This window comes from Lottiidibacillus patelloidae (genome assembly GCF_002262935.1).
Lineage (GTDB): Bacteria > Bacillota > Bacilli > Bacillales > SA5d-4 > Lottiidibacillus > Lottiidibacillus patelloidae.
The window spans coordinates 73,645-97,125 of record NZ_NPIA01000001.1 but is presented as its reverse complement, the minus strand read 5'-3'; the positions used below and the strand labels follow the sequence as shown (position 1 = coordinate 97,125).

The window sequence follows — 23,481 nt, the reverse complement described above, 5'->3', positions numbered from 1 at the left end:
CTATGCCAGCCTCAATTAGATCCTATATTTTTTTACTAATAATATCTATTGTACTAGTTTCACCCGTGACAGGTGCAGCTTCAGTTAGAATGAATTGAATAACAATTAGAAGCATAAAAGCAATGATTGAAAAAACTAAAATTATTCTCATTCTTATCTCTTCTCCTAGTTGTTTTTTTACACAGTAATAATGTATATACTTCACATCGTTACATTATGAAAACAAATCTCCCTTTTCATTCGCTTTAATCCTTTTCACCAAGTGAAAGAGCATAATTGCAACACATTGTACAAACAAATAAATGGGGAATGAGAAGTAAGTTTGATAGCCATTTAAATAATGAAACACACCTATTTTTACTGCAATTAACTCAACGACAACTGCAATAAGTGACCAAAAAGTAACATAGAAAACCGTATTTAATCCTGTAATTGAATACCGATCATAGATGTACAAAAATATGTAGCTAACCGGACCATATCCAATATATAACAATGCATCATAAATAGAGTATTCCGAAGAGTCGTTTATATCATAATAATTCATTACCTGAATTCCAATTAGATTATCAAACATCGTGCTTATAAATGCACCATAAATAATAAATAAAATTGTTTCTTTTTTTGAAAACCTTTTTGGCAATATTTTTATTGTAATAAATGTTAAAACAATAAAAAGGATAACAAAGATTTCATTTGCGTTAAAGGATTGATCATAAACTATCTTCATTTTTCCGCTCCCCAATTCCGTTTATTAAACCAGCTTTTTAAAAGGAAAGCTAAATTGATGTAGAAGATATATAAAAGGATAGAAAATAAAGAATTCCAATGCAAATAAATTTTTACATTTAGCATTGTCCCAAGCCAGTCGTAAACTCCGAATAGAGTTATCCAAAAGAGGAAAAATCCAATTTTTTCTTTTTTAGAACTTACAGATTCAAAAGAATAAATAAAAAATAAAACAAACAAAGGTACGTTTAAACTTCGCTCAATGATTAAAGAGATATATTCCAAATACGTCTCTGGATATGTGGCAAGATGAAATTTTTCATAACGAATATAATATATATTTATATTTACTATAGATAAAATCATAAATAGAAACAAATAGGCTAAATTGTCGCTTCGTTTCGGTAACATGACAAATATACCCGCTAACAACCACGCAATAATGATATAAATAAATAGGGTCAATGAACTCACTCTCCGAAACATATCATTTTTTATCATTATTTCTTAAGACTGGATGATATAAACATTTTCTTACTAATCGTTGAATTGGATTACAGATTTTGGAAAAGATATGAGTGAGAGGTGAACATATGAATAGTAGTACTTCAACACCACGACACCCAAAGGCAATTATTTCATCATTTATTAATAATTTCATTTATATTAGAAACCCTTATATTATCATGTGGTGGTCGGCAGCATTGCCTGGTTTTGGACATATTATGCTATGCCGTTACTTTATCGGATCAATATTAATCATTTGGGAATTTTACATTAACTCATATTCGGGACTTAACGAAGCAATATTATATTCATTTATTGGAGAATTTGAGAAAGCGAAAGAAGTTCTAAACCCTCGAATAGCTACACTTTATATCCCAGTATATTTTTTTGCAATTTGGGATTCGAGAAGAATAACCATTGAATTAAATAAAATGAGTATCCTTGCAGATCAACAAAAAGCACCAATATTCAGAGCAGTTATTTCCCCATTAGACTTAAACTATTTAGAAATTCGGAAACCAAAAATGGCAATAATATATTCAATCTTATGCCCAGGGTTAGGACAGCTATATTTACATAACTATGTGATGGGATTTTACCTCTTACTTTGGTGGGTAATAACAATTTTTAAATCAAACATTATCCCAGCGCTTCCATTGTTTTTAATAGGTGATTTTGAAGTTTCTACTTCACTAATTGCAATGCAATGGTTTTTATTTATTCCTTCTATTTTTGGTTTTTCTATTTACAATGCTTTTGTGGCATCAAAAGAGTTAAATAAGATGTTTAAATTAGAACAGGCAAGATACTTTAATAAAGAATTTGCTAACAGTTCTATTTTTAATTATTTTATGAATCAAAAAACTAAAGGAGAGTAGTATGTTAGTTGTTACTTCACTTGCCCATTCTGTAAATGTTGAATTATTAATATCTGATATACAGAAGTATGGAATTTCAAAAAAACAAATATTTGTAACTAGTTTAGACAAAATCTCTCCAACAGAAAGTATACATTCTGAACGTTTAATTGAAGATGGGATTAAATTGTCGTTTATTGATTTAGCTTTTGCATTTGGAACAGCTTTTTCCGTAATTGGAGCAATTTATGGTTATACATTAAAATGGGGGCCAATCAACTGGGGATTAATTGGTTTCTTTACTGGATGTTTATCTGCATACGTTATTTCTTTTGTAATGAGAAAAAACAAAAAACGAATAAAAGATGAAGATTATTCCGAAGTCTTAATCTTTATTCAATGTGATGAACAATATCATCGTAAGTTAAAGCAGCTATTTTTAGAATATAAAACTAATGGAACTGCCGTTTTACTTCGAGATTAAAAAAGAATGCTGATTAATATATATACTCAGCATTCTTTTTTGTTTGCTCTAATTTCTGAATTGTCATAATATATAAACTTCTCATAGGCATATTAAATTGATCTACTAAGAGATATAACGAGGAAATTAAAGTATATACACTTTTAACCCGCTAATTTAAAGGTATATGTAATCTCGAACTCATGATATAATTGCTTCTTGTGAAAGTCGGCAAAACTCTTTAGAGAGTTTACTATATTAAGAGATTTTGGGGTGTGAAAATGGATATTCAAAGATTAAAACAAGAATGGTTTGGAAATATAAAAGGGGATACATTAGCAGGTATCGTCGTAGCACTAGCGTTAATTCCAGAAGCAATTGCATTCTCTATTATCGCTGGAGTAGACCCTATGGTTGGGCTTTATGCTTCATTCTGTATCGCAGTTGTTATTGCATTTATCGGTGGAAGGCCAGCAATGATTTCCGCAGCTACAGGAGCAATGGCTTTAGTTATGGTTACGTTAGTGGCTGATTATGGACTGCAATATTTACTAGCTGCAACGATTCTAACCGGGATTATTCAAGTAGTTTTTGGAGTTTTTAAAGTAGGAAATTTAATGAAGTTTGTACCAAGGTCAGTAATGACTGGTTTTGTGAATGCATTAGCAATTTTAATCTTCATGTCACAGTTAGTCCATTTTGTTGGTGAATCTTGGGTCATGTACGCAATGGTTGCTGGAGCTTTAGCTATCATTTACATTTTACCTAGATTTACGACTGTAGTTCCTTCACCATTAGTAGCAATAATTGTCATGACTATTATCGCTATTGTATTTCATACAGATGTTAGAACCGTTGGAGATATGGGACATTTAGCAAGTGATTTACCTACATTTTTCATTCCTAACGTTCCATTCACTATTGAAACATTAATGATTATCTTACCTTATTCTTTTGCATTAGCAATGGTAGGTTTACTAGAGTCGCTATTAACGGCACAAATTGTCGATGACATGACTGAAACAGATAGTAATAAAAACAAAGAAGCTCGCGGTCAAGGTGTTGCAAACATCGTTACTGGTTTCTTTGGTGGAATGGCTGGTTGTGCAATGATTGGCCAATCAGTAATTAACGTAAAATCAGGCGCTCGCGGACGATTGTCAACATTAGTTGCTGGTATATTCTTATTAACATTGATTGTATTACTAAATGATATTTTAGTAAGTATTCCAATGGCTGCCTTAGTTGGGGTTATGATTATGGTTTCAATCGGAACATTTGATTGGTCTTCATTAACTAGGTTACATGTAACCCCTCGAGGAGACGCAGTCGTAATGATCGTTACCGTTGCTACTGTTGTTTACACTCATGATTTATCTAAAGGGGTATTCGCAGGAGTAATTTTAAGTGCATTATTCTTTGCAGCAAAAATATCAAAAGTGACTATTAACAATACCTTTGATAAAACTACGAAAAGGAAAGTTTATTATGTCCAAGGACAACTTTTCTTTGCATCAGTAACAGATTTCTTAACTAATTTTAATTTTAAAGAAGAAGCGGAAGTTATTGTAATCGACTTCACTAACGCTCATGTATGGGATGACTCTGCAGTAGGTGCTATTGACAAAGTTGTACTCAAATATCAAGAGAACAATAAAAAAGTTGAGATTATCGGTTTAAATGCTGAAAGTTCAACGTTAATTAAGAAGATAGCTGTTCATGATAAAGCACATGCAAAAGTAGCAAATCATTAATAACTAAAACTACCTACTTCCAAATAGATTTTGGATGCAGGTAGTTTTTTCTTTAGCATTTTTTTAAAGAAATTGAAGTATAATCACTACGAAACTTGAAATTATTAAAAATCCATAATTGAATAACCCATTACTTTTCTTATCATTTTTGCTCATTGGAGGACAGATCTTGTTGAATGCTTGATTGCGTAGTTTCGTCTCAAAAATCACATCAATCATCTCCATTCTAATCATATAATCTTCCCTATTTTCATAATACAAAAGCAATGCTAATTATGCAAATATTCTAATAATTTAATGTATATTAAAAATTTCTTATTAGTATACCCATATTAATAGAAAAATAAAAAGGAGCTAAATTAGCTCCCATAGTTTATTAGCATTCAACATTCTTCAAAGATGACATCAACTCTTTTAAATCAGCTCTCTTATTTTCATGTAAGAGTCTTACTACCTCACTTCCTACGATTACACCATCACAGTTTTCACTTACGTCTTGCGCTTGGTTTTTATTTGAAATACCAAACCCAGCTAGAACTGGAATATGACTTAGTTCCTTTAATTCTTGTAAAAACGGCGTTAAATTCTTATGTAAAGAAGATCTTGCCCCTGTAATCCCCGTAACTGTCACTGCATATAAAAATCCTTCTGCCTCTTCTATTATTTTTCTTTTCCTTTCAATTGTTGTCGTGATTGACACTAATTGAATCAAGGCTATACCCAAATCATTAGTGTATGACGTAATTATATTCCTTTGTTCAAATGGAAGGTCTGGAATTATAAGACCATCAACTCCTACTTTGTTACACTGCTCCACAAATTCTTTTATACCATAAGCATAGATTGGGTTTATATAGGTCATTAAAATAATAGGAACAATAACTTCATTTTTCATCATATCTAGACAATTTAGGACGAGTTCTAACGTTGTTCCATTTGCTAATGCTCTTTTTCCAGCTTCTTGAATAACAGGTCCATCTGCAACAGGGTCAGAAAACGGAATACCAAGCTCGATGACTGTTGCTCCACAATCTTGTAAAAATAATATCCTTTCCTTTAAAGCATCTAGTCCGCCATCTCCTGCCATTATATATGGCACAAATGCTTTTTGGCCTCTTTCTTCCACTAATTTAAACGATCGTTCAATTTTTTGTTTACCCATTTTCAATCCCTCCAAGTGCCTCCATTACTGTATGAACATCTTTGTCTCCACGTCCTGACAAACATATAACTATCGACTGGTCTGCATTCATTTTTTCTGCGATTTTCACAGCTTCTGCTATTGCATGTGAACTTTCTAATGCCGGAATAATTCCCTCTGTTTTTGAAAGAAGCTGAAAAGAATCTAGTGCTTCCGCATCAGTGACTGAAGAATAGGTAACACGATCAATTTCCTTTAAATAACTATGTTCAGGTCCAACACCTGGATAATCTAATCCTGCTGATATGGAATGGGCTTCTTCAATTTGACCACTTTCATTTTGAAGTAAATACATCATCGCACCATGCAAAATACCAACAGAGCCTTTCGTTAACGTAGCAGCATGCTTTTCACCAGTTCCAGCCGCTTCCACACCGTATAACTTCACTTCTTTATCATCTATAAATGGATAAAACATCCCCATTGCATTACTACCACCACCAATACAAGCGACAACTGCATTCGGTAGACGGCCTTCCTTATGATAAAACTGTTCTTTTGTCTCTCTTCCTATGACACTTTGAAAATCTCTGACCATCTTTGGAAATGGATGTGGCCCTAAAACAGAGCCGATAATATAATGCGTATCTTCGACGTTTGTAACCCAAAATCGTAAAGCTTCATTTACAGCATCCTTCAATGTTCCGCTTCCATGCTCGACAGCTTCAACTTTTGCTCCTAATAATTCCATCCGGAAAACATTTAATTTTTGTCTACGAATATCTTCTATTCCCATGAAGACTGTACATTCGAGACCTAATAAAGAGCAAACTGTCGCAGTTGCAACGCCGTGTTGACCTGCTCCTGTTTCAGCTACAATCTTCTTTTTTCCCATTCGTACCGCAAGAAGCGCTTGCCCTATTGTGTTATTAATTTTATGAGCTCCAGTATGGTTTAAATCTTCTCTCTTTAAGTAGATTTTTGCACCGCCAACTTTTTTCGTTAAGTTGTTTGCAAAATAAAGCGGTGTTTCCCTGCCTATATATTCTTTTAAATAGTAACTGAACTCCTTTGTAAAAGATTCATCTTGCATTGCTAATTCGTATGCTTTTTCAAGTTCAATGGTTGCTTCCATTAATGTTTCTGGAATATATTTACCACCAAACTTGCCAAATTCACCTTTTTCATTGGGCTGCATATATGATGTTGCCATTTTCTTTTCTCTCCTTTACCTTTTAGCATTATAAATAAAGTCTCTTATTTTCTTCAGATCTTTATAACCATTTGTTTCTACACCACTAGAAACATCTACCCATGCTGGTTTTACTAGTTTTATTGCTTGGTTTACGTTTTCTGGAGTTAGTCCTCCCGCTAACATTAATTTTGATTTTTGAACGTCTTTATCTTTAAGTAATTGCCAATCAAATGTTTGACCACTTCCAGCTTGTGCACTATCTAAAAGATATAGCGGTACTTTGAACTTATTAATTCGTTGCATGTTTTCTATGCTTGTAACAGAAAATGCTTTAATGACCGGAAGATGAATAGCCTCGCAAAATTGCTCTGTTTCTTGTCCATGAAGTTGAATCATATCTAGTTTTGTAATCGAAGCAATCTCTTGTATTCTATCTATTGTTTCATTAACGAATACACCTACCTTTTTAACGTTGTTTGGTATGAATTCAGACACTTCTTTTGCTTGCTGAACTGTTATTTGACGCTTACTGGAAGCAAACACAAAACCAATTGCGTCGGCACCTAATTGGCATGCTACTAATGCTGTTTTTAAATCTTTAATACCACATATCTTTACTTTCATTGCTTTGTTCCTTTTAACACCTGTAACTCTTGCATCTTTTCTTTTAAATCTGTTGCTTTCATTAACGTTTCGCCAACTAAAATTCCTTCCGCTCCAGCATTTGCTACTTTTGCAACGTCTTCTCCTGTAGAAAAACCACTCTCACTAATTATTACAATTTCATTCTTGTTTACTAGAGAAGCTAGGCGCTCGGTAACATTTAAGTCAACTTCAAACGTGTGTAAGTTACGATTATTAATACCAATTATCTTTGCACCAAGATCGAGTGCAACAGAGAGTTCTTCTTCATCATGTACTTCTACTAAAACATCTAAATCGTGAAGTCGCGCATAGTTAAATAGATTAGTTAATCTTGCTTTGGTTAAGGCGGCAACAATTAGTAAAATAACATCGGCACCTGCATTCTTTGCTATATCTATTTGTCTTCGATCAATGATGAAATCTTTACATAAAATTGGAACATTGACTACATCTCTTACATTTCTTAAGTCATCCATCGTTCCTTTAAAATAAGTGACATCAGTTAAAACTGATATTGCCCCTGCCCCATTTTCAACATACGCTTTTGCTTGTTCCTTAATATTAACTGTGATATTAATATCGCCTTTAGATGGAGATGCTCTTTTTATTTCTGCAATAATATTCATATTTGCATTCTCTTTAAATGTTTTAAATAAACTTCTCGGCTTCCGGTTAGAAACATTTACTGAATCTAGTTTCGGAAGGTTTGCTAATTCAATGTGCTTATTGGCAATGATTTCATCTAAAATTGTCATACAATCATTCCTCGCTTTCTATCGTTACTGTATGTTTGCAAAAATCTTAACTTTTTTAATGCAGCTCCACTTGTAATGCTATGTCTAGCTAACCGAATACCTTCTTCAATCGATCCAGCTCTACCTGTTGCATAAAGGCTTAACCCTGCATTTAACAAGACGGTTGTTAAGTGTGGCCCTTCCTTCCCCTGTAATACTTGCAGTAAGATTTCTGCATTCTCTGAGGCAGAACCACCGCGAATTTCATTATTTTCATAAACATGTAATCCTACATCACTCGGGTGAAAAGCATGTTTTGTAATATTACCTTTGTCTAAAAGAACAAAATGATTTTCACCTGCTAAAGAAGCCTCATCAAGATATCCAGCACCGTTAATAACAATCGCTCGCTCTCTGCCTAAAAGTTTTAAAACTTGAGCCATTTTTTCTAGTAAATCTCTTCTATAAATTCCTATTAATTGTGTCTCAAGTGGAACAGGATTTGTTAATGGCCCTATTAAATTAAATATTGTTGGTAGCTTCAGTTCTTTTCTAACTTTTCCAATTCGCTTCACTTTTGGATGAACATAAGGAGCAAATAAAAAAGCAATTCCGTTCTCATTCAGTAATTCTTCCACTTCATCTGTTGAGAAATCTAATGCTACTCCAAGCGATTCTAATACATCGGCACTTCCAGTTTTACTAGAGATGCTGCGATTTCCATGTTTCGCGACTTTCTCCCCAGCACCAGCAATTACAAAAGCTGCGGTTGTACTGATGTTAAAGCTTTGTGAGCCATCACCACCAGTTCCGCAATTATCAGTAATTCCAGTGGATGGACGCTGGTAAGAATGTGCTTTATTTTTTAGCGTTGTGGCTAAACCTGCCATTTCCTCTACACTTTCTCCCTTTGCCTTTAATGCAATTAAAAAGGCTGCGATTTCACTATCTGAAATATTTTCACTTAGCATAAGCTCACTCGCTTCTTTCATTTCAACGAATGATAAGGACTGACCAGTCATCAGTTTGTTTAAATATTGTTTCATTTTTTACTCCTCCTAATTTGTTATTAAAATAAAAAAGTCCCCCATAAACACGAATGTGCTTATGGAGGACGAATATTCGCGGTGCCACCTCTATTGGAGTAACTAATACTCCCTCTCTATTCAAGTACGGGAGATTTTATTTCTCCGATACTCTATCCTTTTAACGGCGGAATCCCGTGCTTTCCTACTTAACTTTCAAAAAGCCTCTCGTAAGCCCATTCGACTTATTCTAGCGTGTGAAGATCCCACTATCCCTCACTCTCTGTAACGCATCAAATAAATGTACTCCTCTTACTCAACGATTTATTTATTTTATTTATTTTTAAATACAAAAAAGCCCCTCATCATCAAAAGGACGAGGGACCGTGGTGCCACCTTAATTTATTGCTAAAAAAAGCAATAGCTCTAACCATATCAAAGCAATAACTGCTTGAATATGTGCCTCTTGTAACGATGAGACATTTCGTCAAAGCCTACTACCTTTTTATTAAGGATTCGGTTTGAAAGCTCAGAAGGCCATTCATAATCATTTCCACACTGGTTCCCACCAACCACCAGCTCTCTAAAGTTTCCATGATCATTACTCTTCTTCTTCAACGCTTTATCTATTTAAAGAATGTAAGTGAAATGTTATTGCTTTTCATATTATTATGAAAATATTAAAATGTCAACACAAATGACATAAATTTTCCAATAACAATTATCTTTTTTAAAAAGTTGGCTAAACTAACAACTAATATAGCGAGAGGAAAATGTGTCATGTTACCATTTATTTTAATTATAAGTATTATTCTAATTATTACCCTTTTATTAAAAATTAAAACATTCACTACGACTTTCCATTGGTTTGAACTTTTATGTATTACCATCTTCTGTGTAGCAATTTGCTCATGGTCTTTTAACTTGTATCACTCTGCATATGAATCATTAACAGTAAAGGCAAAGTATATTGAATTCTTTACTACATATGTACATTTTGTCATTATGTATCCGCTTTTTCTTGTATTTGTGCTAAGAGCAATTAAGAAAAAGAGGTCAATAAAGATCATCAGTTTGTATTCCTTCTCTTGGCTAATCGGGTACCTTTTCTTACTTGAACTCGATATATTTTTAGGGGCTTTCATTATTAAGCACGGTCAACTATTACCTTTGACTATTGTGACAATATTAAATGTCTTTTCCTTACTCACTTCAATATTTTTCATGAAAAAGTTTGGCAACCTTCTAAAGAAGGAAGGGCACATAAATGGATAATAATCTAATTTCACTTTTCAGGAAAATTTATGAGCCAATAAGTCCGAAACAATTTGATGCTAATGAATGGTGGATAATCTTCATTACTAGTATGGTTGTTTTAATTATTATCTTTCTTCATAAAAAATATAGAAAGATATCATTGTCAGAATTACTATTTATTTTTTTATTTAACATATATTACGCGTCTGTTGGAGATTACGTTTTAGCTGTTAAACCTGTCGATTTATATGATACTGTTGATCGTAATAGTGGAGAGTTATTTGATATGCCACTACACATCATCACCTATCCTGGTGTGTTGTATATTTTTCTATTCTATTTTTTAGTAAAGCGGCCAAAGAAAACAACATTTGTCTTTATCTGCGCTGCTTTACTAACATTTTTTGAGTGGGTATCAGTAGAATTCTTTCACCTATTTTTATACAAGGGTTGGAACCTGTTTTTAAGTTTCCCTTTTTACGCTATTGTTGTTTATTTAAACTTGGCAGCCTTCTTATATATCCACACTCGCTTAAGAAAAGAAAAGTCTCCTTCATAAAAGAGGTTTTAACTATTGTCTTATGGAATAAGAATTATAAAAAGATAATAGATATGGGGGAATAATGATGAGTGATCAAAAAGGATGCGTGAAATGTGGTTGTACGACTACAACACAAAAGGAAATTGCAACAACAGGGACTGGACTTTCAAAATTACTAGATATTCAGCACAATAAATTTATCGTCATTTCATGTACAGACTGTGGCTATTCAGAACTATACAACAAAAAAAGCTCTACTGCTGGTAACATTGTTGACTTGTTTTTTGGCGGGTAAGAAAAGCGTGGCTCACCATCAGCGACATATATTGTAGGCAACAATCCCTTTACTAAGTTCACGAGGGGGACATAAAAAATTGAAGCAGTTGGGAACTTTATACTTTTTCTGTGGAAAGATGGGCGCAGGAAAATCGACTAAATCAATACAATTGGCACTTGATAAGCATGCTGTCCTGTTGTCTGAGGATGAATGGCTATCATCTCTTTACCCCAATCAGATAGCTTCATTTGAGGACTATTTAAAATTCTCAACGCAGATTAAGCCGTTGGTGAAAAAGCATGTCCAAAACCTCTTATGTGTCGGTACGGATGTAGTGATGGATTTTCCCGCTAACACACAAAAACTGCGAAAGTGGTTTTTGGAAATGTCATCAGAAGTCAATGCAAGACATCAACTAATTTTTCTTAACCTAAGTAACGAACAATGCCTACTTCAAATAGCTCAAAGGCGTAAAGAACAACCTGAAAGAGCAGCCTTTGACACGGAAGAGATGTTTATTCATGTTACTAATTTTTTTGAGGAACCTGATGTCTCAGAGGGTTTAAACATTTTAGAGATGCATGGAAAGAAGTGACAAATGGGTTCTATATCGTGTTAGCGAATAAGACGAAACGCAGAGGATACCGTGGCCTCTGCGTTTCTATGTTTTCCCTATAAATTTTTTACGTGAGATCAGAGTGGAGCTGCATTGCGAATTTTTGTTATGCCTTTTCAACTTCCATTAGTAAATCTCCAGTTTGAATTGCCTCGCCTGCATCGACATAGATATCCTTCACAATTCCTGTAAAAGGGGCTTGCACAGTTGTTTCCATTTTCATTGCTTCTGTGATCATTAAATGATCACCTTGATAAACTTTTTCACCTTTAGTTACTAATACTTTAATAACAGCCCCTGGCATTGTCGCACCAATTTGCTTTTCATCATTACTGTCTACTTTTCGCCTTTTAACTGCAGTTTGTTCAATTGTCTCATCAACAACTACTACTTCTCGCGGCTGTCCATTAAGTTCAAAGTAAATGACTCTCGTTCCATCTTCTTGTGGTTCGCCGATTGATACTAATTTAACAATTAATGTTTTTCCTTGTTCAATCTCTACTTCTATTTCTTCACCTAATCGCATGCCATAGAAAAATGTAGGCGTATCTAAGACGGAAATATTACCAAAAGCTGAGACTTTCGCTAAGTAATCTTTTATTACTTTTGGATAAAGAGCATAAGATATCACGTCTAACTCCGTGACTTCTCTTTCAGTGAGTTTCGATAACTCTTCTTTTAATTCATCAAAATTAACTGGTTGTAATAAAGCTCCTGGTCTGTTTGTCAGTGGCTTTTGTCCTTTTAATATGACTTGTTGCAATTCCTTTGGAAAACCTTGATATGGCTGCCCTAATTCACCTTTGAAGAATTCAATAACCGAGTCTGGGAAATCCAGCCCTGAACCGTTTTTTACTATTAGTTCTTCCGTAAGGTCATTTTGTACCATGTATAATGCCATATCACCAACTATTTTTGATGATGGAGTTACTTTTACAATATCTCCTAGCATTCGGTTTACTTCTTTGTACATTTCTTTCACTTCATCCCAGCGATCTTCCAGTCCTACTGCTTTTGCCTGCTGTTTTAAGTTACTGTACTGTCCACCAGGCATTTCATGTTTATATACTTCTGCATGAGGTGATTTCATACCACTTTCAAAACTATGATAATACGGACGGATTCCTTCCCAATAATGAGAAAGTTGATCTAATGCTTCAATGTCTACTTTCGGCTTTCTATCAGTTCCTTCAAGTGCATAAAAAAGAGAACTCGCACTAGGTTGTGATGTCAGGCCAGCCATTGAACTCATTGCTACGTCCACGATATCTACACCAGCTTCAACTGCTTTTGCATACGTATACAACCCATTTCCACTCGTATCATGAGTGTGCAAATGAATTGGCAGGTTTATCTCTTCTTTTAATGTTGAAATAAGTTTAAATGCAGCTTGCGGCTTTAATAAGCCTGCCATATCTTTTATCCCTAAAACATGTGCTCCTGCTTTTTCAAGCTCTTTTGCTAGCGTAACATAGTAATCTAAAGAATATTTTTGTCGTGCAGGATTTAGAATATCTCCTGTATAACAAATAGAAGCTTCCGCAATTTTTCCTGTATTTAATACAGCTTCAATCGCTGGTTTCATGCCTTCCACCCAGTTTAAACTATCGAATATCCGGAAGACATCAATACCATTACTAGCTGATTTCTCTACAAATGCTTCAATTAAATTATCTGGATAGTTTTTGTAACCAACTGCATTAGAAGCTCTTAGTAACATTTGCAGCATTATATTTGGTACTTTTTCACGAATAGTATGCAAACGCACCCAAGGGTCTTCATTTAAAAAGCGATATGCAACATCGAAAGTCGCTCCTCCCCAAACTTCTAAAGAAAACAAATTTGGAAGAAGTTTAGCTGTTGGTTCCGCCGCCTTTTTTAAGTCATTAGTTCTAAAACGTGTTGCTAATAACGATTGATGTGCATCACGGAATGTTGTATCAGTTAATAAAACTTCTTTTTGCATTGATAGAAATTTTTTTATTCCTTCTGGCCCTTCATTATCGAGAATTTGCTTTGTTCCATTTTGGAAATTAATATTTTCGACATTAGGAATTTTTGGCATAGCATGGACAGGTTTCTTTTCTTTATTCACTCCTGGAAACCCGTTTACTGTAACAGTTCCAATATAGGAAAGCATTTTCGTTCCTCGGTCACGTTGCATTGGAAAATTAAACAACTCTGGCGTAGTATCAATAAATGAGGTGTCATACTTCCCATTTAAAAAGTTCTCATGTTCAATAACATTTATTAAAAAAGGAATATTCGTTTTGATACCACGGATTCGAAACTCTTTTAAATTTCGCATCATTTTTCGCGCTGCTTTTTCAAACGACATGTCAGAAGTCGATACTTTAACTAATAATGAATCATAATGTGGTGTAATGACTGCCCCTTGAAAACCGTTGCCGGCATCTAATCTAACTCCAAACCCTCCACCGGTACGATAAGCCATAATTCTTCCCGTATCAGGCATAAAGTTATTTTGGGGGTCCTCTGTAGTAACGCGGGATTGAATTGCATAACCATTCGTACGAATATCCTCTTGTTTAGGAATTTCTATTTCATTACTATGCAACAAATGGTTATCTGTAATTAAAAGTTGTGTCTGCACGATATCTATCCCAGTAATCATCTCAGTAATCGTATGTTCAACTTGGATCCGTGGATTTACTTCAATAAAATAAAAGTTATCTTGAGCAACTAAAAATTCTACAGTACCTGCGTTAACATAATTAACATTTTTCATTAGCTTTACCGCAGCATTGCATATCTTCTCTCGCAATTGGTCTGAAATTGAAACACTTGGAGCGACTTCGACTACTTTTTGATGTCTTCTTTGTACCGAACAATCTCTGTCGAAAAGATGAACAATATTTCCAGCATTGTCTCCTAAAATTTGTACTTCAATATGTTTCGGTTTTTCTACAAATTTTTCTACATAGATTTCATCATTGCCGAAAGCTGCTTTTGCTTCCGATTTTGCACGCTCATAGGCTTCCTTCATTTCAGAGTTATTTCTTACGATTCGCATACCTCTTCCGCCGCCGCCTAACGAGGCTTTTATGATAATAGGAAACCCATGCTCATCTGCAAATTGCTTCACTTCTGCAAATGATTCAGCAGGACCATCACTACCAGGTATGACTGGAATGTTAGCAAGAATTGCTTGTTTACGTGCTTTCACTTTATCACCGAACATACTTAAATGTATTGGCTTCGGACCTATAAAAAATATACCTTCTTCCTCACAGCGTGTTGCAAATTGAACATTTTCTGAGAGAAAGCCATAGCCAGGATGAATGGCATCGACATCATTTTTTTTAGCAACGTCTATGATACCCTCAATATCTAAATAAGCATCAATAGGTTTTTTTCCTTCTCCAACTAAGTATGCTTCATCTGCTTTATACCTGTGATAGGACCCAGAGTCTTCTTTAGAGTAAATTGCTACAGTACGAATACCTAATTCTGTGCATGCACGAAATACACGAATAGCAATTTCTCCCCGATTGGCTACCATAACCTTCCGAATGCTTTTTGTGGCTATCATATTAATCCCCCTTTACAATAAGTATGACATATTAATAATATTGTATAACACATTAAGTGTGCTGTATAGAATATTATGGAAATTATTTAATATAAAAAAGAGCTTCTTAATAATGTAAGAAACTCCTCTGCATCTTATTCATGTTCCGTAACAATTTGCCATAGGATACCATATTTATCATGGAGACGACCAAACATTGCTCCCCAAAACTGTTTTTCAATTGGCATAATAACGTGCCCACCTTCTGCTAGGTTAGCGAAGGCAATTCTTGCTTCCTCTTCACTAGCAAACTCTAATCCGATATCGACTGATCCACTTGTTTTTACCGGTTCGTTTATAGCGTCTGCCATGAAAATTGTTGCTCCATTAATATCAAGAGTTAAATGCATAATTTTATCTTTAATTTTTTCATCTGTATTAGGAACATCTTCAAATGTTTGTATACTTTTAATTTCCCCATTTAGTGCTTTGGCATAAAATTCTGATTGCTCTCTCGCATTTCTAGAAAAAATATAGTTATAAAGTTTTGCCATACCTCTCACCTCATATTTATTATTTTTCTATCTTATACATTCCTCATCTGCATCTTAATTCCCTTTTTCTTTAATAAGAGCATCTAATTTTTCAACATGTTTCCTTAGTGTTTTTACTACCTTTCTCTTATCCTGTTTTTCCATAGCATCCTCCTTCTTCCTTTATTATCTCAATCATTAAGTTGTTCATGTAAATAAAAAAGAAGCTATTGTCTTCACAATTACTCCCCCAACGATACTTCCTATACCTATACCTATACCTTTTCCTTTAACTTTTCTATTCCCTCTTTGCATACTCCGTAAGATAACCAGGAACATCCAGCACATAATGTGTCTAAGTCATTTGCATTGATATGTTTGGCAGTATGCGCTACTAATTTGTCTTTTGACCAAATTTCACCATGCTTAATATCTAACTTTTCCATGACATTCTTATCTAATTATCTGACGTGTGCGTCTCCCTCTTCTGTACTTTGGCATAACGTCTCTCCTTGATGAGGACATGCTGAACATGCTTCATCAAAGCCTTCTACAATTTGTATTGGAAAGTCCACTTTTTCGTTTCTTATCTCATTAACAATTTCACTCATTTTTTCTACGAAACTTGGGCTATACCCCATCCCTTGGAACCCATGAACACATAACAAATGATGTCCTCGTAATACTCTATATTTACTAAATTTCTTCATAATTCTTCATCCATTCATAAAAGTATTTCTCCTATAACTATTCTAATTTAAGTGATAAATTCCTTTCTCCCTCTATGAATTATTTAGCTAAACGAGGGGAAATTACACCATATCTATATAGGAGGAATTTCACTATGGACTATAAACTTTTTAAATTAATTAACCAACTGGCTGGTCGATCTTTTTGGGTTGATAAATTGATGATATTAATATCAAATAGAGCACGCTATTTATATTTATTTGCTATTTTATTTCTATTAATTTGTAAAGGAAGAAATAAAGAAGTAGGCAAAAATGCTGTTTATTCTATGTGCCTTGCTTATCTTGTTAATCTAATGATCCGTATTTTTTCTTATAAACCCCGTCCCTTTGTAAAACATCGTGTCGGGATATTAAAGCCTTGTAAGATGGACTCTTCATTTCCAAGTAAGCATACCCTTCTAGTGTTTGCTGTTTCGACTTCCATTATCATGTATAAAAAGGGAATAGGTTTAGTTTTATCGACTTTGTCTTTATTAACAGGACTATCTAGGGTTTGGCTTGGACACCATTATCCGTCTGATATTATTGGAAGTGCATGTATAGGATCTCTTATTAGTGTTGTTGTAGACCGATTTCAAAACGAAAAGAAAAAATACCCTTCTCACTAGAAGGGTATTCATTACATTATTTTTGTTTTATTTGCTTTTTATTTTTGTTAATTCTATATCCGATATATGCAATGTAAAGAGGGATTGCAATATATAGGAAAATTGGAAATTGTTCATGTGTCTGTTTGTAAACGAGGTATATTACACAACCTAAGAAAACGGTAATAATTGTACCGTATTTAGGTAGTGGAATTTCCTTGAAACTAGGAATTTTAACCTTGCTAACCATTAAAAAACATAGTGCTGTAAAGGTAACACTTACAACAATATTAGGAATTTTGTCTCCGAATAACGTTAATAGTGCTAGTATTCCACCTGCAGCAGTTATTGGTACACCTGTAAAATATTTAGATGAAGATGTTGTTGCTTTAATGTTAAATCTTGCTAATCTAAATGCACCGAATAACGGAAATAAAGCTGCAACAAGATAACCTAACATACCAAAATCCGCAAATGACGTGTAGTAAACTAAAAATGCTGGAGCAACACCAAATGTTACAACATCAGCTAATGAATCTAATTCTTTCCCTAGTTCACTTTCTGCATTCAACATACGGGCTACCCGTCCATCCATACTGTCTAACATCATTCCGATTAATATTAATATAGCTGCATTCTTAAATTGCCCTTGTGCCGCAAATCCGACAGAAAGAAACCCGCAATATAAGTTTCCTAATGTAAACGCATTCGGAATTCCTCTTTTTAACATACAATCACTCTCCATTATGTATTATTTTCTCTATATGTTTTATTAATATCCATCGGTTTTTCTTTCATATTATGACTATTTTGGTGTTCCTTGATGAAACACTATTTGCCATTTACCATCCGTTTTTCTCCAAATTGAGCTGCGTAACGTATACTTAACTCCTGCGTTTTTTTCTATTTCAAAAGTTGTTAAGACAACATTTTCTTCTAAGATTTTGGTATGAAAATTTGTGAGGACATAATCAATTTCTTCTTCTGTGCTAAGCCTATCAATAATATCTTTTTTTGTAAAAACTATTCCCGAGCTCCCAAATTCAACAAAATCATCAGCAAGAATTTTATCTAAATGATCCTTTGATTTTCTAACATTATGTGCAAGAAGCTGTTTCTCTAAGAATAACAATTGTTCATGTACGCTAATATCCACGATTTGGTACTTCCCTTCAATAATACTCCTATATTATCCTTGTAGTCTAGCATGTATTCTTATTCTTTTCTATCAATGTTATAATAATGAGAGTTAAAAAATATATCCAACAAAGGAGCTACAGCATGAACATATTACTTACTGGAGCAACTGGATTTGTAGGGAAACGTTTAATTAAGGAATTAATCGTTGAAGGGCACGAACTTTATCTACTCGTCCGTAGTGAATATAAATATCAAACTTTATTAGAAAGCTTGTCAAAAAGCGATGCGCAAAAAGTACATGCGATTTATGGTGATATTACATCCATCAATCTCGGCATTTCACAACTTGTAGCAGATGACTTAAAGCATAATATTGATGCAATTTATCATATGGCAGCACTATTGTCATTCGATGAAAATCGTAAGGATGAAACGTTTCGTATTAATGTAGAAGGTACAAAAAATGTGTTAGAGTTTGCAAAAGCAATTGCTGTTACTAAATTTATTTATGTAAGTACAGCTTATACACTTGGTAAAAAAACGTATGCAAGCGAAACTTTACACAATACAAACGGATTATTCGTTAACCCATATGAGGAGAGTAAATGCGCAACAGAACACCTAGCACTTGAGTATAACAAATATTTTGAAGTATCTATTATGCGTCCTTCTATCATTATTGGTGACTCTGTCACTGGAGAAGCGGATACAACATTTGCATTGTACGGGTTACTTCGCGGATTAAAACTATTAAAAAGAAAAGTTAGTAAGCAAGATAATTGGCAAGAGACGAATTATCGCCTGAAAATTGAACCGAAAACTGCATCAAACATTGTTCCAGTTGACTATGTAGCAAAAGTTCTCGCTCTTGGTCTTAAATATGCCGAAGCTAATAAAATATACCATATTACTAACCCTAACCCTCCAAGTCACGAATCTGTATTCGAACTTATAAGGGAAGTACTTGATTTTCCAAACCTTGAATTATCACCACATCTAGAGCCTCAATATTTTTCAGAAATGGAGCTTTTCTTAAACAGTCCACTTTCTGTTTTCCATGAATATTGGGACCGTACGATTACATTTGAAATAGAAAATACGAAAGAACTTTTATCTAGTGCTGGAGAAAAAGAGTTAGACTTAACACTTGAAACACTAAAGAAAATCATAAGTACTTTTGTGGCCGATAAAGTAGCTGTCGAATAAAAATACAAAGAGTCTGGGACACAAGCGCCAGACTCTTTTGTATTGTTTTAGTTATTAATGCCTTCTATTTATTATCAATTTCTTTGATTGAAATATCATCTTCTGATATTTTATGTAATTTAATTAATATCTCATCATTTACATTTGTATCGTTTGTCGCATAAGATACCTTTGCCGTTACAACATATTTATTTTTGTTCTTTTTCACATCTAAAGAAGTTGTTATGTATTCATTCGTAGTGTGGTCTGGACTAAAATAAATATATGTATTCTTTTTGTCGTGGATCACTATTATTTCTTTATCATTTCTTATTTTTTGTTCCAGTTTTTCCTGGATCTCTTTCGGATAATCTTCTCTAGTGAGAACTTCATATTCTACCGAATCTCCATTATGAAACAAAAAAATATATACTAAAGCAATAATTAAAGTTGGTATTAACGCCATTGTTTTCTTCATCATTTATGCCAGTCCTTCTATAAAATCCATATAATAAATAAAACAATCATCATCACTTGCAAAAGTGCTTTCGCTAAGGAGCTAGATAAAAAGCCAAATAATGTTCCTAAGGAAGAGTAGCTTGCCTCTTTCAAAGTTTTTCTTTGTGAAAGTTCTACTAGTAGGACAGAAATAAACGGTACTATTAAAAGTCCGAAAGGCGGATATATAAACGAGCCTACAATAAGCGAAATTGCCCCAACAATTTTTCCTAGCTTTGAAGTATTTGTTTTATCTAAAAAGAAGTTATTAAAAATTAAATCTGCTACAAATAGTATAACTGTTAATCCAACCATGATACTATAGAACCAAAAACCTAATTCATTTGAATTAATTAAGAAATGATAAATGAAAAATCCACCCCAAATCAGTAGTACGCTTGGGATTACTGGATAAATAAGTCCAATAAAACTTAAGATAAATAAAATAGTAATAATAATTGACCATACTAAAGTCATTATTTGCACATCCTTTAATTATTTACTAAAACTTCACTTTCTTCTTCAGCAACTTTTTTTACTCGCTTCATGAATTGAGTAACGACCTTTTCAGTAGCAAAAAGAAGAAAGAATTTAACAAACCATTTTAACGCTTTATTTGTGACTGTATACTTAAAAAATGTTCTATTTTCATCTATCTTTTCTAGTTTATAATGAGCTGTAATTTCAAACATTTTTGCAAGCGTAAAGCCCACTTTAAGTTCCTTCTCGTTAGGTTCATTTTTATACAATAAAGTTTCCACATCGTATTCCTCGACCCTTTTTCCCTCTTTATATTTTTGGCGAGTAACAGATCCAACTTTTTCTTCTGTTTCTTTAACCGGAGTATTTTCTATTACTTGCGGCATGATTTTTTGCATATTTTCAAGTGACCCATCAAATAAATCCCATACTTTTTCTATTGGTGCATTAATTTCTATTTCACTTGTCCATTTTTTCATCGTAGACCACCTCATATATTTTATTTTATACCATTTCTATAATCTTATAATATATCCCTTTAAAACAAAAACAGTAATGAATATAGAATTCCATTACCGTGTCACTGTCTATTTAATCTTTCAATTTCAGCTTCAACTTTAAAAACACGTTTGTTTAACGCGTCGCATTTATCATCAACATTTTTATTAATCCTACCTAGAATAGCTTCTATGTCCTTTGGTAGATTTTCTTCAATACGATGAACTGTTTTTCTAATTTCAGTAACATCAAATTGCATCTCTTCATTCCTAAGTTCTAAATTATTTAGTCTGTTATCTATATTTGATACTTTTTCTACTAGTTCTTTTTGACCTTGATCAAGACTTTTTTGGCCTTCCTCAAGAGTTGTCACTTTTCCTACTAGTTCTTTTTGACTTTGCTCAAGACTTTTTTGGCCTTGCTCAAGAGTTGTTACTTTTCCTACTAGTTCTTTCTGACCTTGCTCAAGACTTTTTTGGCCTTGTTCAAGAGTTGTTACTTTTCCTACTAGTTCTTTCTGACCTTGCTCAAGACTTTTTTGGCCTTCATCAAGCTTTGTTACTTTTTCAACTAGTTCTTTTTGGCCTTGCTCAAGATTTGATACTTTTCCTACTAGCTGGTTCTGCCCTTTGTCTAATGAATCAAGTTTTTCAATAATCAGATTTAGCATTTCTTGCATCAGGCTCCACCTCTTTAGTTATTATTTTAACATCAAACTTACATTCGAAATAGCAATTCTTCTTAGTTGATATTTGTATTTACCCGATTAGTAAATCTTTTAAACAATTTCATATTAAAAAAGGCTCAAAAAAAGCAGCCTATACTTTAAGGCAGCTAAAAAATAATAGCTATTCTATAACGTACATGTATAGCTTTAGATTAATAGTTCTTTCTCCTAAAAATTTTACTCCTTCATTTTCTAACATCATCTTTTGGTTAATAAATAATTCTTCATCCTGAATACTAATCTCACCTTTAGCATTTATTACACGGTGCCAAGGTAAGTTATATTTCTTACTCATCGAATGCAAGATACGAACTACTTGTCTAGCTCCTTTTGGGCTACCGGCTAATGTAGCAATCTGCCCATATGTCATAACTTTACCTTCAGGAATACACTTAATAATTTTTATCGCTTTTACTGTGAAGCTCTCCAATATGTACAACTCCTCGATTTAAAAACACCGTTTTTACTTAGTTAGCTTAGAATAAACTCCGCCTAATCCATATCTCTATTAATTATTACTATATATATTTGGCAATACTTTTTTCCTTGTTAATAGCTCATAGGTTCGCATGAAAAACCAAAGAAAACCAGCGTAAAAACCTAACCAAGGACGCTTAATAGCTCCAGGTTTGTTCTTCTCAAAATAAATGTGACCAATGCTAGAAAGTATGTAATGTGAGGTTGCTAAGATTATAGTTACTTTAATATCAATAAATAAATAAATCCAACCTAAAAAAGCAAATAAAAAGGCAAAATAATGCAATAGAATATTCACTTTATTTTGATGTGCTTTTTGATAGTTAATTAAATCATTTCTAATTCTTAAAATCATTTCATTTCTCATCCTCTTTGTTTCTTTCATCTATATTTAGTTTATTCAACTAAAATACAATAAAACCTGCTAATAGCTCATTCAAATTATGTGGTAGTCCCTCCTTCTTAATAAGATTTAATAATTTAAGGAGGAATAATAATGATCTGGATGAGACTTATTATACTTGGATTTTTTTTACTAACTGCAATTTATGTCTCTGCTCGAGTTTTAATTTAACCTATGAAGATTAAAATAATAGCTGCAACCGTCACCATCATCATAGCTATTTTCTTTATTATCTCGTTGGACAATTTCTCAAACAACTTTAATCCAATGTATGTTCCTATGAAAACACTAACTAAACCACAAAGGAAATATAAAATAAACGATGAATCAAAGTCTCCATTAGCCCCATGAATGATTATCGTAAATAAGCTAGTAATGAGGAAGGACGCCTGTAAGTTAGCGTTGTATTTACGCTTATCTTCATAAATCATTAAAAAGTAAAAAACAAAAAATGGACCTCCAACAGCAAAGATTCCACCAATAAAGCCTCCAAGCAGGCCTAAAATTATAGGCAATAGTGGTGTAGTTATGACAGGCTTTTCTTTCTTTTTTTTCGAAAATAGCAAATAGAGAACAAGTACTATTAAAAATATCCCTAGCCATTGTTTTAAAAAATCCATTTCCCCATAAGTATTTAAGAACAAAAATGAAAAAATTCGTGCAAATAACGCTGATACAACAATTATAAGCATCTGTTTAAGTTCAATATATTTGTAAAGTTTACTTAGAATAGTAATTGTCATGACCACAACTAATGACATCGTTAACAGCGTACTATCCTTTACAGTGAGCATAAGTGGGAGAATACCCATGACAACTAGACCAAAGCCAAAGCCACTAGCTCCTTGCATAATACTTCCAATTAATACAATTAAAAATACAAAAACTAAATCCCATTGCATCAAAATCATTCCCTACCTGTTTATCT

Annotated in this window: 28 protein-coding genes, 1 pseudogene and 2 other annotated features; of the genes and pseudogenes, 9 read left to right on the top strand and 20 right to left on the bottom strand. The window is 33.4% G+C overall.

Annotated elements, in window-relative coordinates; all coding sequences use genetic code 11:
* Positions 1–22 precede the first annotated feature (22 nt).
* The 3 genes from CIB95_RS16470 to CIB95_RS00585 form a co-directional block, all read right to left on the bottom strand.
* Positions 23–151, bottom strand: a complete 129-nt coding sequence (locus tag CIB95_RS16470) for a hypothetical protein (RefSeq protein WP_269844931.1) — start codon at positions 149–151, stop codon at positions 23–25.
* A 63-nt stretch (positions 152–214) separates the two neighbouring features.
* A complete protein-coding gene (locus CIB95_RS00590) occupies positions 215–730 on the bottom strand; it encodes a hypothetical protein (RefSeq protein WP_094920475.1) in 516 nt (171 codons plus the stop codon).
* Positions 727–1,194, bottom strand: coding sequence for a hypothetical protein (locus CIB95_RS00585; RefSeq protein WP_094920473.1), 468 nt, complete (start codon positions 1,192–1,194; stop codon positions 727–729). Before CIB95_RS00585 ends, CIB95_RS00590 begins: the two co-directional genes overlap by 4 nt.
* Before the next feature lie 128 nt (positions 1,195–1,322).
* Between CIB95_RS00585 and CIB95_RS00580 the strand changes: the two genes are divergently transcribed.
* The 3 genes from CIB95_RS00580 to CIB95_RS00570 all read left to right on the top strand — a co-directional run bounded on the left by CIB95_RS00580 (position 1,323) and on the right by CIB95_RS00570 (position 4,310).
* Complete coding sequence (locus tag CIB95_RS00580; protein ID WP_094920471.1) at positions 1,323–2,114, top strand: hypothetical protein; 792 nt, start codon at positions 1,323–1,325, stop codon at positions 2,112–2,114.
* A gap of 1 nt (position 2,115) precedes the next feature.
* Positions 2,116–2,577, top strand: coding sequence for a hypothetical protein (locus CIB95_RS00575; protein WP_094920468.1), 462 nt, complete (start codon positions 2,116–2,118; stop codon positions 2,575–2,577).
* Between the two features lie 260 nt (positions 2,578–2,837).
* Positions 2,838–4,310 carry a SulP family inorganic anion transporter gene (locus CIB95_RS00570; protein WP_094920466.1) on the top strand — a complete coding sequence of 491 codons (1,473 nt, stop codon included), beginning with the start codon at positions 2,838–2,840 and terminating at the stop codon, positions 4,308–4,310.
* Positions 4,311–4,686: 376 nt separating this feature from the next.
* On the opposite strand, the gene trpA is transcribed toward CIB95_RS00570, so the two are convergent.
* From trpA to trpD, 5 genes are read right to left on the bottom strand one after another with little or no spacing between them, the layout of a single operon-like run.
* Positions 4,687–5,472: a tryptophan synthase subunit alpha gene (gene trpA, locus CIB95_RS00565; protein ID WP_094920463.1), complete on the bottom strand. Its 786-nt coding sequence runs from the start codon at positions 5,470–5,472 to the stop codon at positions 4,687–4,689.
* Positions 5,465–6,664 (bottom strand): tryptophan synthase subunit beta, encoded by a 1,200-nt coding sequence (gene trpB, locus CIB95_RS00560; protein WP_094920461.1) that lies wholly within the window; start codon positions 6,662–6,664, stop codon positions 5,465–5,467. The genes trpA and trpB overlap by 8 nt, the downstream gene beginning before the upstream one ends.
* Before the next feature lie 15 nt (positions 6,665–6,679).
* On the bottom strand, positions 6,680–7,270 hold the full coding sequence (locus CIB95_RS00555; RefSeq protein WP_094920458.1) for a phosphoribosylanthranilate isomerase: 591 nt from the start codon (positions 7,268–7,270) through the stop codon (positions 6,680–6,682).
* Positions 7,267–8,046, bottom strand: a complete 780-nt coding sequence (trpC, locus tag CIB95_RS00550; protein WP_094920455.1) for an indole-3-glycerol phosphate synthase TrpC — start codon at positions 8,044–8,046, stop codon at positions 7,267–7,269. Before trpC ends, CIB95_RS00555 begins: the two co-directional genes overlap by 4 nt.
* On the bottom strand, positions 8,043–9,071 hold the full coding sequence (trpD, locus tag CIB95_RS00545) for an anthranilate phosphoribosyltransferase (protein ID WP_094920452.1): 1,029 nt from the start codon (positions 9,069–9,071) through the stop codon (positions 8,043–8,045). Before trpD ends, trpC begins: the two co-directional genes overlap by 4 nt.
* A gap of 61 nt (positions 9,072–9,132) precedes the next feature.
* Positions 9,133–9,379: a binding site (T-box leader), on the bottom strand.
* A gap of 40 nt (positions 9,380–9,419) precedes the next feature.
* Positions 9,420–9,677 (bottom strand) — a binding site (T-box leader).
* Between the two features lie 153 nt (positions 9,678–9,830).
* Here trpD and CIB95_RS00540 point away from each other — a divergent pair.
* The 4 genes from CIB95_RS00540 to CIB95_RS00525 all read left to right on the top strand — a co-directional run bounded on the left by CIB95_RS00540 (position 9,831) and on the right by CIB95_RS00525 (position 11,720).
* Positions 9,831–10,325, top strand: a complete 495-nt coding sequence (locus CIB95_RS00540; protein WP_094920450.1) for a hypothetical protein — start codon at positions 9,831–9,833, stop codon at positions 10,323–10,325.
* Positions 10,318–10,866 (top strand): hypothetical protein, encoded by a 549-nt coding sequence (locus tag CIB95_RS00535; protein WP_094920447.1) that lies wholly within the window; start codon positions 10,318–10,320, stop codon positions 10,864–10,866. The genes CIB95_RS00540 and CIB95_RS00535 overlap by 8 nt, the downstream gene beginning before the upstream one ends.
* Before the next feature lie 67 nt (positions 10,867–10,933).
* A complete protein-coding gene (locus CIB95_RS00530) occupies positions 10,934–11,143 on the top strand; it encodes a zinc ribbon domain-containing protein (RefSeq protein ID WP_094920444.1) in 210 nt (69 codons plus the stop codon).
* Positions 11,144–11,222: 79 nt separating this feature from the next.
* Positions 11,223–11,720, top strand: a complete 498-nt coding sequence (locus CIB95_RS00525) for an AAA family ATPase (protein ID WP_094920441.1) — start codon at positions 11,223–11,225, stop codon at positions 11,718–11,720.
* Between the two features lie 127 nt (positions 11,721–11,847).
* Here CIB95_RS00525 and pyc read toward each other — a convergent pair whose 3' ends face one another.
* From pyc to CIB95_RS00510, 3 genes and pseudogenes are all read right to left on the bottom strand, one after another.
* Complete coding sequence (gene pyc, locus CIB95_RS00520) at positions 11,848–15,294, bottom strand: pyruvate carboxylase (RefSeq protein WP_233143864.1); 3,447 nt, start codon at positions 15,292–15,294, stop codon at positions 11,848–11,850.
* A gap of 134 nt (positions 15,295–15,428) precedes the next feature.
* Positions 15,429–15,827: a VOC family protein gene (locus CIB95_RS00515; protein ID WP_094920438.1), complete on the bottom strand. Its 399-nt coding sequence runs from the start codon at positions 15,825–15,827 to the stop codon at positions 15,429–15,431.
* Positions 15,828–16,081: 254 nt separating this feature from the next.
* A pseudogene (locus CIB95_RS00510) lies at positions 16,082–16,516 on the bottom strand (DUF1284 domain-containing protein).
* Between the two features lie 134 nt (positions 16,517–16,650).
* Here CIB95_RS00510 and CIB95_RS00505 point away from each other — a divergent pair.
* Positions 16,651–17,166, top strand: a complete 516-nt coding sequence (locus tag CIB95_RS00505) for a phosphatase PAP2 family protein (RefSeq protein ID WP_094920435.1) — start codon at positions 16,651–16,653, stop codon at positions 17,164–17,166.
* 16 nt (positions 17,167–17,182) lie between these two features.
* Here the strand turns inward: CIB95_RS00505 and pssA are convergent, their stop codons facing one another.
* On the bottom strand, positions 17,183–17,875 hold the full coding sequence (gene pssA / locus CIB95_RS00500) for a CDP-diacylglycerol--serine O-phosphatidyltransferase (RefSeq protein ID WP_094920432.1): 693 nt from the start codon (positions 17,873–17,875) through the stop codon (positions 17,183–17,185).
* 75 nt (positions 17,876–17,950) lie between these two features.
* Positions 17,951–18,301 (bottom strand): nuclear transport factor 2 family protein, encoded by a 351-nt coding sequence (locus CIB95_RS00495; protein WP_233143862.1) that lies wholly within the window; start codon positions 18,299–18,301, stop codon positions 17,951–17,953.
* Positions 18,302–18,426: 125 nt separating this feature from the next.
* Between CIB95_RS00495 and CIB95_RS00490 the strand changes: the two genes are divergently transcribed.
* Complete coding sequence (locus tag CIB95_RS00490) at positions 18,427–19,491, top strand: SDR family oxidoreductase (protein ID WP_158217533.1); 1,065 nt, start codon at positions 18,427–18,429, stop codon at positions 19,489–19,491.
* 64 nt (positions 19,492–19,555) lie between these two features.
* Here CIB95_RS00490 and CIB95_RS00485 read toward each other — a convergent pair whose 3' ends face one another.
* The 7 genes from CIB95_RS00485 to CIB95_RS00455 all read right to left on the bottom strand — a co-directional run bounded on the left by CIB95_RS00485 (position 19,556) and on the right by CIB95_RS00455 (position 23,455).
* Positions 19,556–19,951, bottom strand: coding sequence for a hypothetical protein (locus CIB95_RS00485; RefSeq protein WP_094920423.1), 396 nt, complete (start codon positions 19,949–19,951; stop codon positions 19,556–19,558).
* Between the two features lie 14 nt (positions 19,952–19,965).
* The gene (locus tag CIB95_RS00480; protein WP_094920420.1) at positions 19,966–20,445 is read right to left on the bottom strand and encodes a DUF456 domain-containing protein; all 480 of its coding nucleotides are present in this window, start codon (positions 20,443–20,445) and stop codon (positions 19,966–19,968) included.
* 14 nt (positions 20,446–20,459) lie between these two features.
* Positions 20,460–20,927, bottom strand: a complete 468-nt coding sequence (locus tag CIB95_RS00475; RefSeq protein ID WP_094920417.1) for an SRPBCC family protein — start codon at positions 20,925–20,927, stop codon at positions 20,460–20,462.
* A gap of 101 nt (positions 20,928–21,028) precedes the next feature.
* Positions 21,029–21,625 (bottom strand): hypothetical protein, encoded by a 597-nt coding sequence (locus CIB95_RS16380; RefSeq protein ID WP_094920414.1) that lies wholly within the window; start codon positions 21,623–21,625, stop codon positions 21,029–21,031.
* 169 nt (positions 21,626–21,794) lie between these two features.
* Complete coding sequence (locus CIB95_RS00465; protein WP_094920412.1) at positions 21,795–22,103, bottom strand: MGMT family protein; 309 nt, start codon at positions 22,101–22,103, stop codon at positions 21,795–21,797.
* A 78-nt stretch (positions 22,104–22,181) separates the two neighbouring features.
* Positions 22,182–22,505 carry an Mpo1-like protein gene (locus tag CIB95_RS00460; protein WP_094920409.1) on the bottom strand — a complete coding sequence of 108 codons (324 nt, stop codon included), beginning with the start codon at positions 22,503–22,505 and terminating at the stop codon, positions 22,182–22,184.
* A 215-nt stretch (positions 22,506–22,720) separates the two neighbouring features.
* The gene (locus CIB95_RS00455) at positions 22,721–23,455 is read right to left on the bottom strand and encodes a sulfite exporter TauE/SafE family protein (protein ID WP_094920407.1); all 735 of its coding nucleotides are present in this window, start codon (positions 23,453–23,455) and stop codon (positions 22,721–22,723) included.
* Positions 23,456–23,481 lie beyond the last annotated feature (26 nt).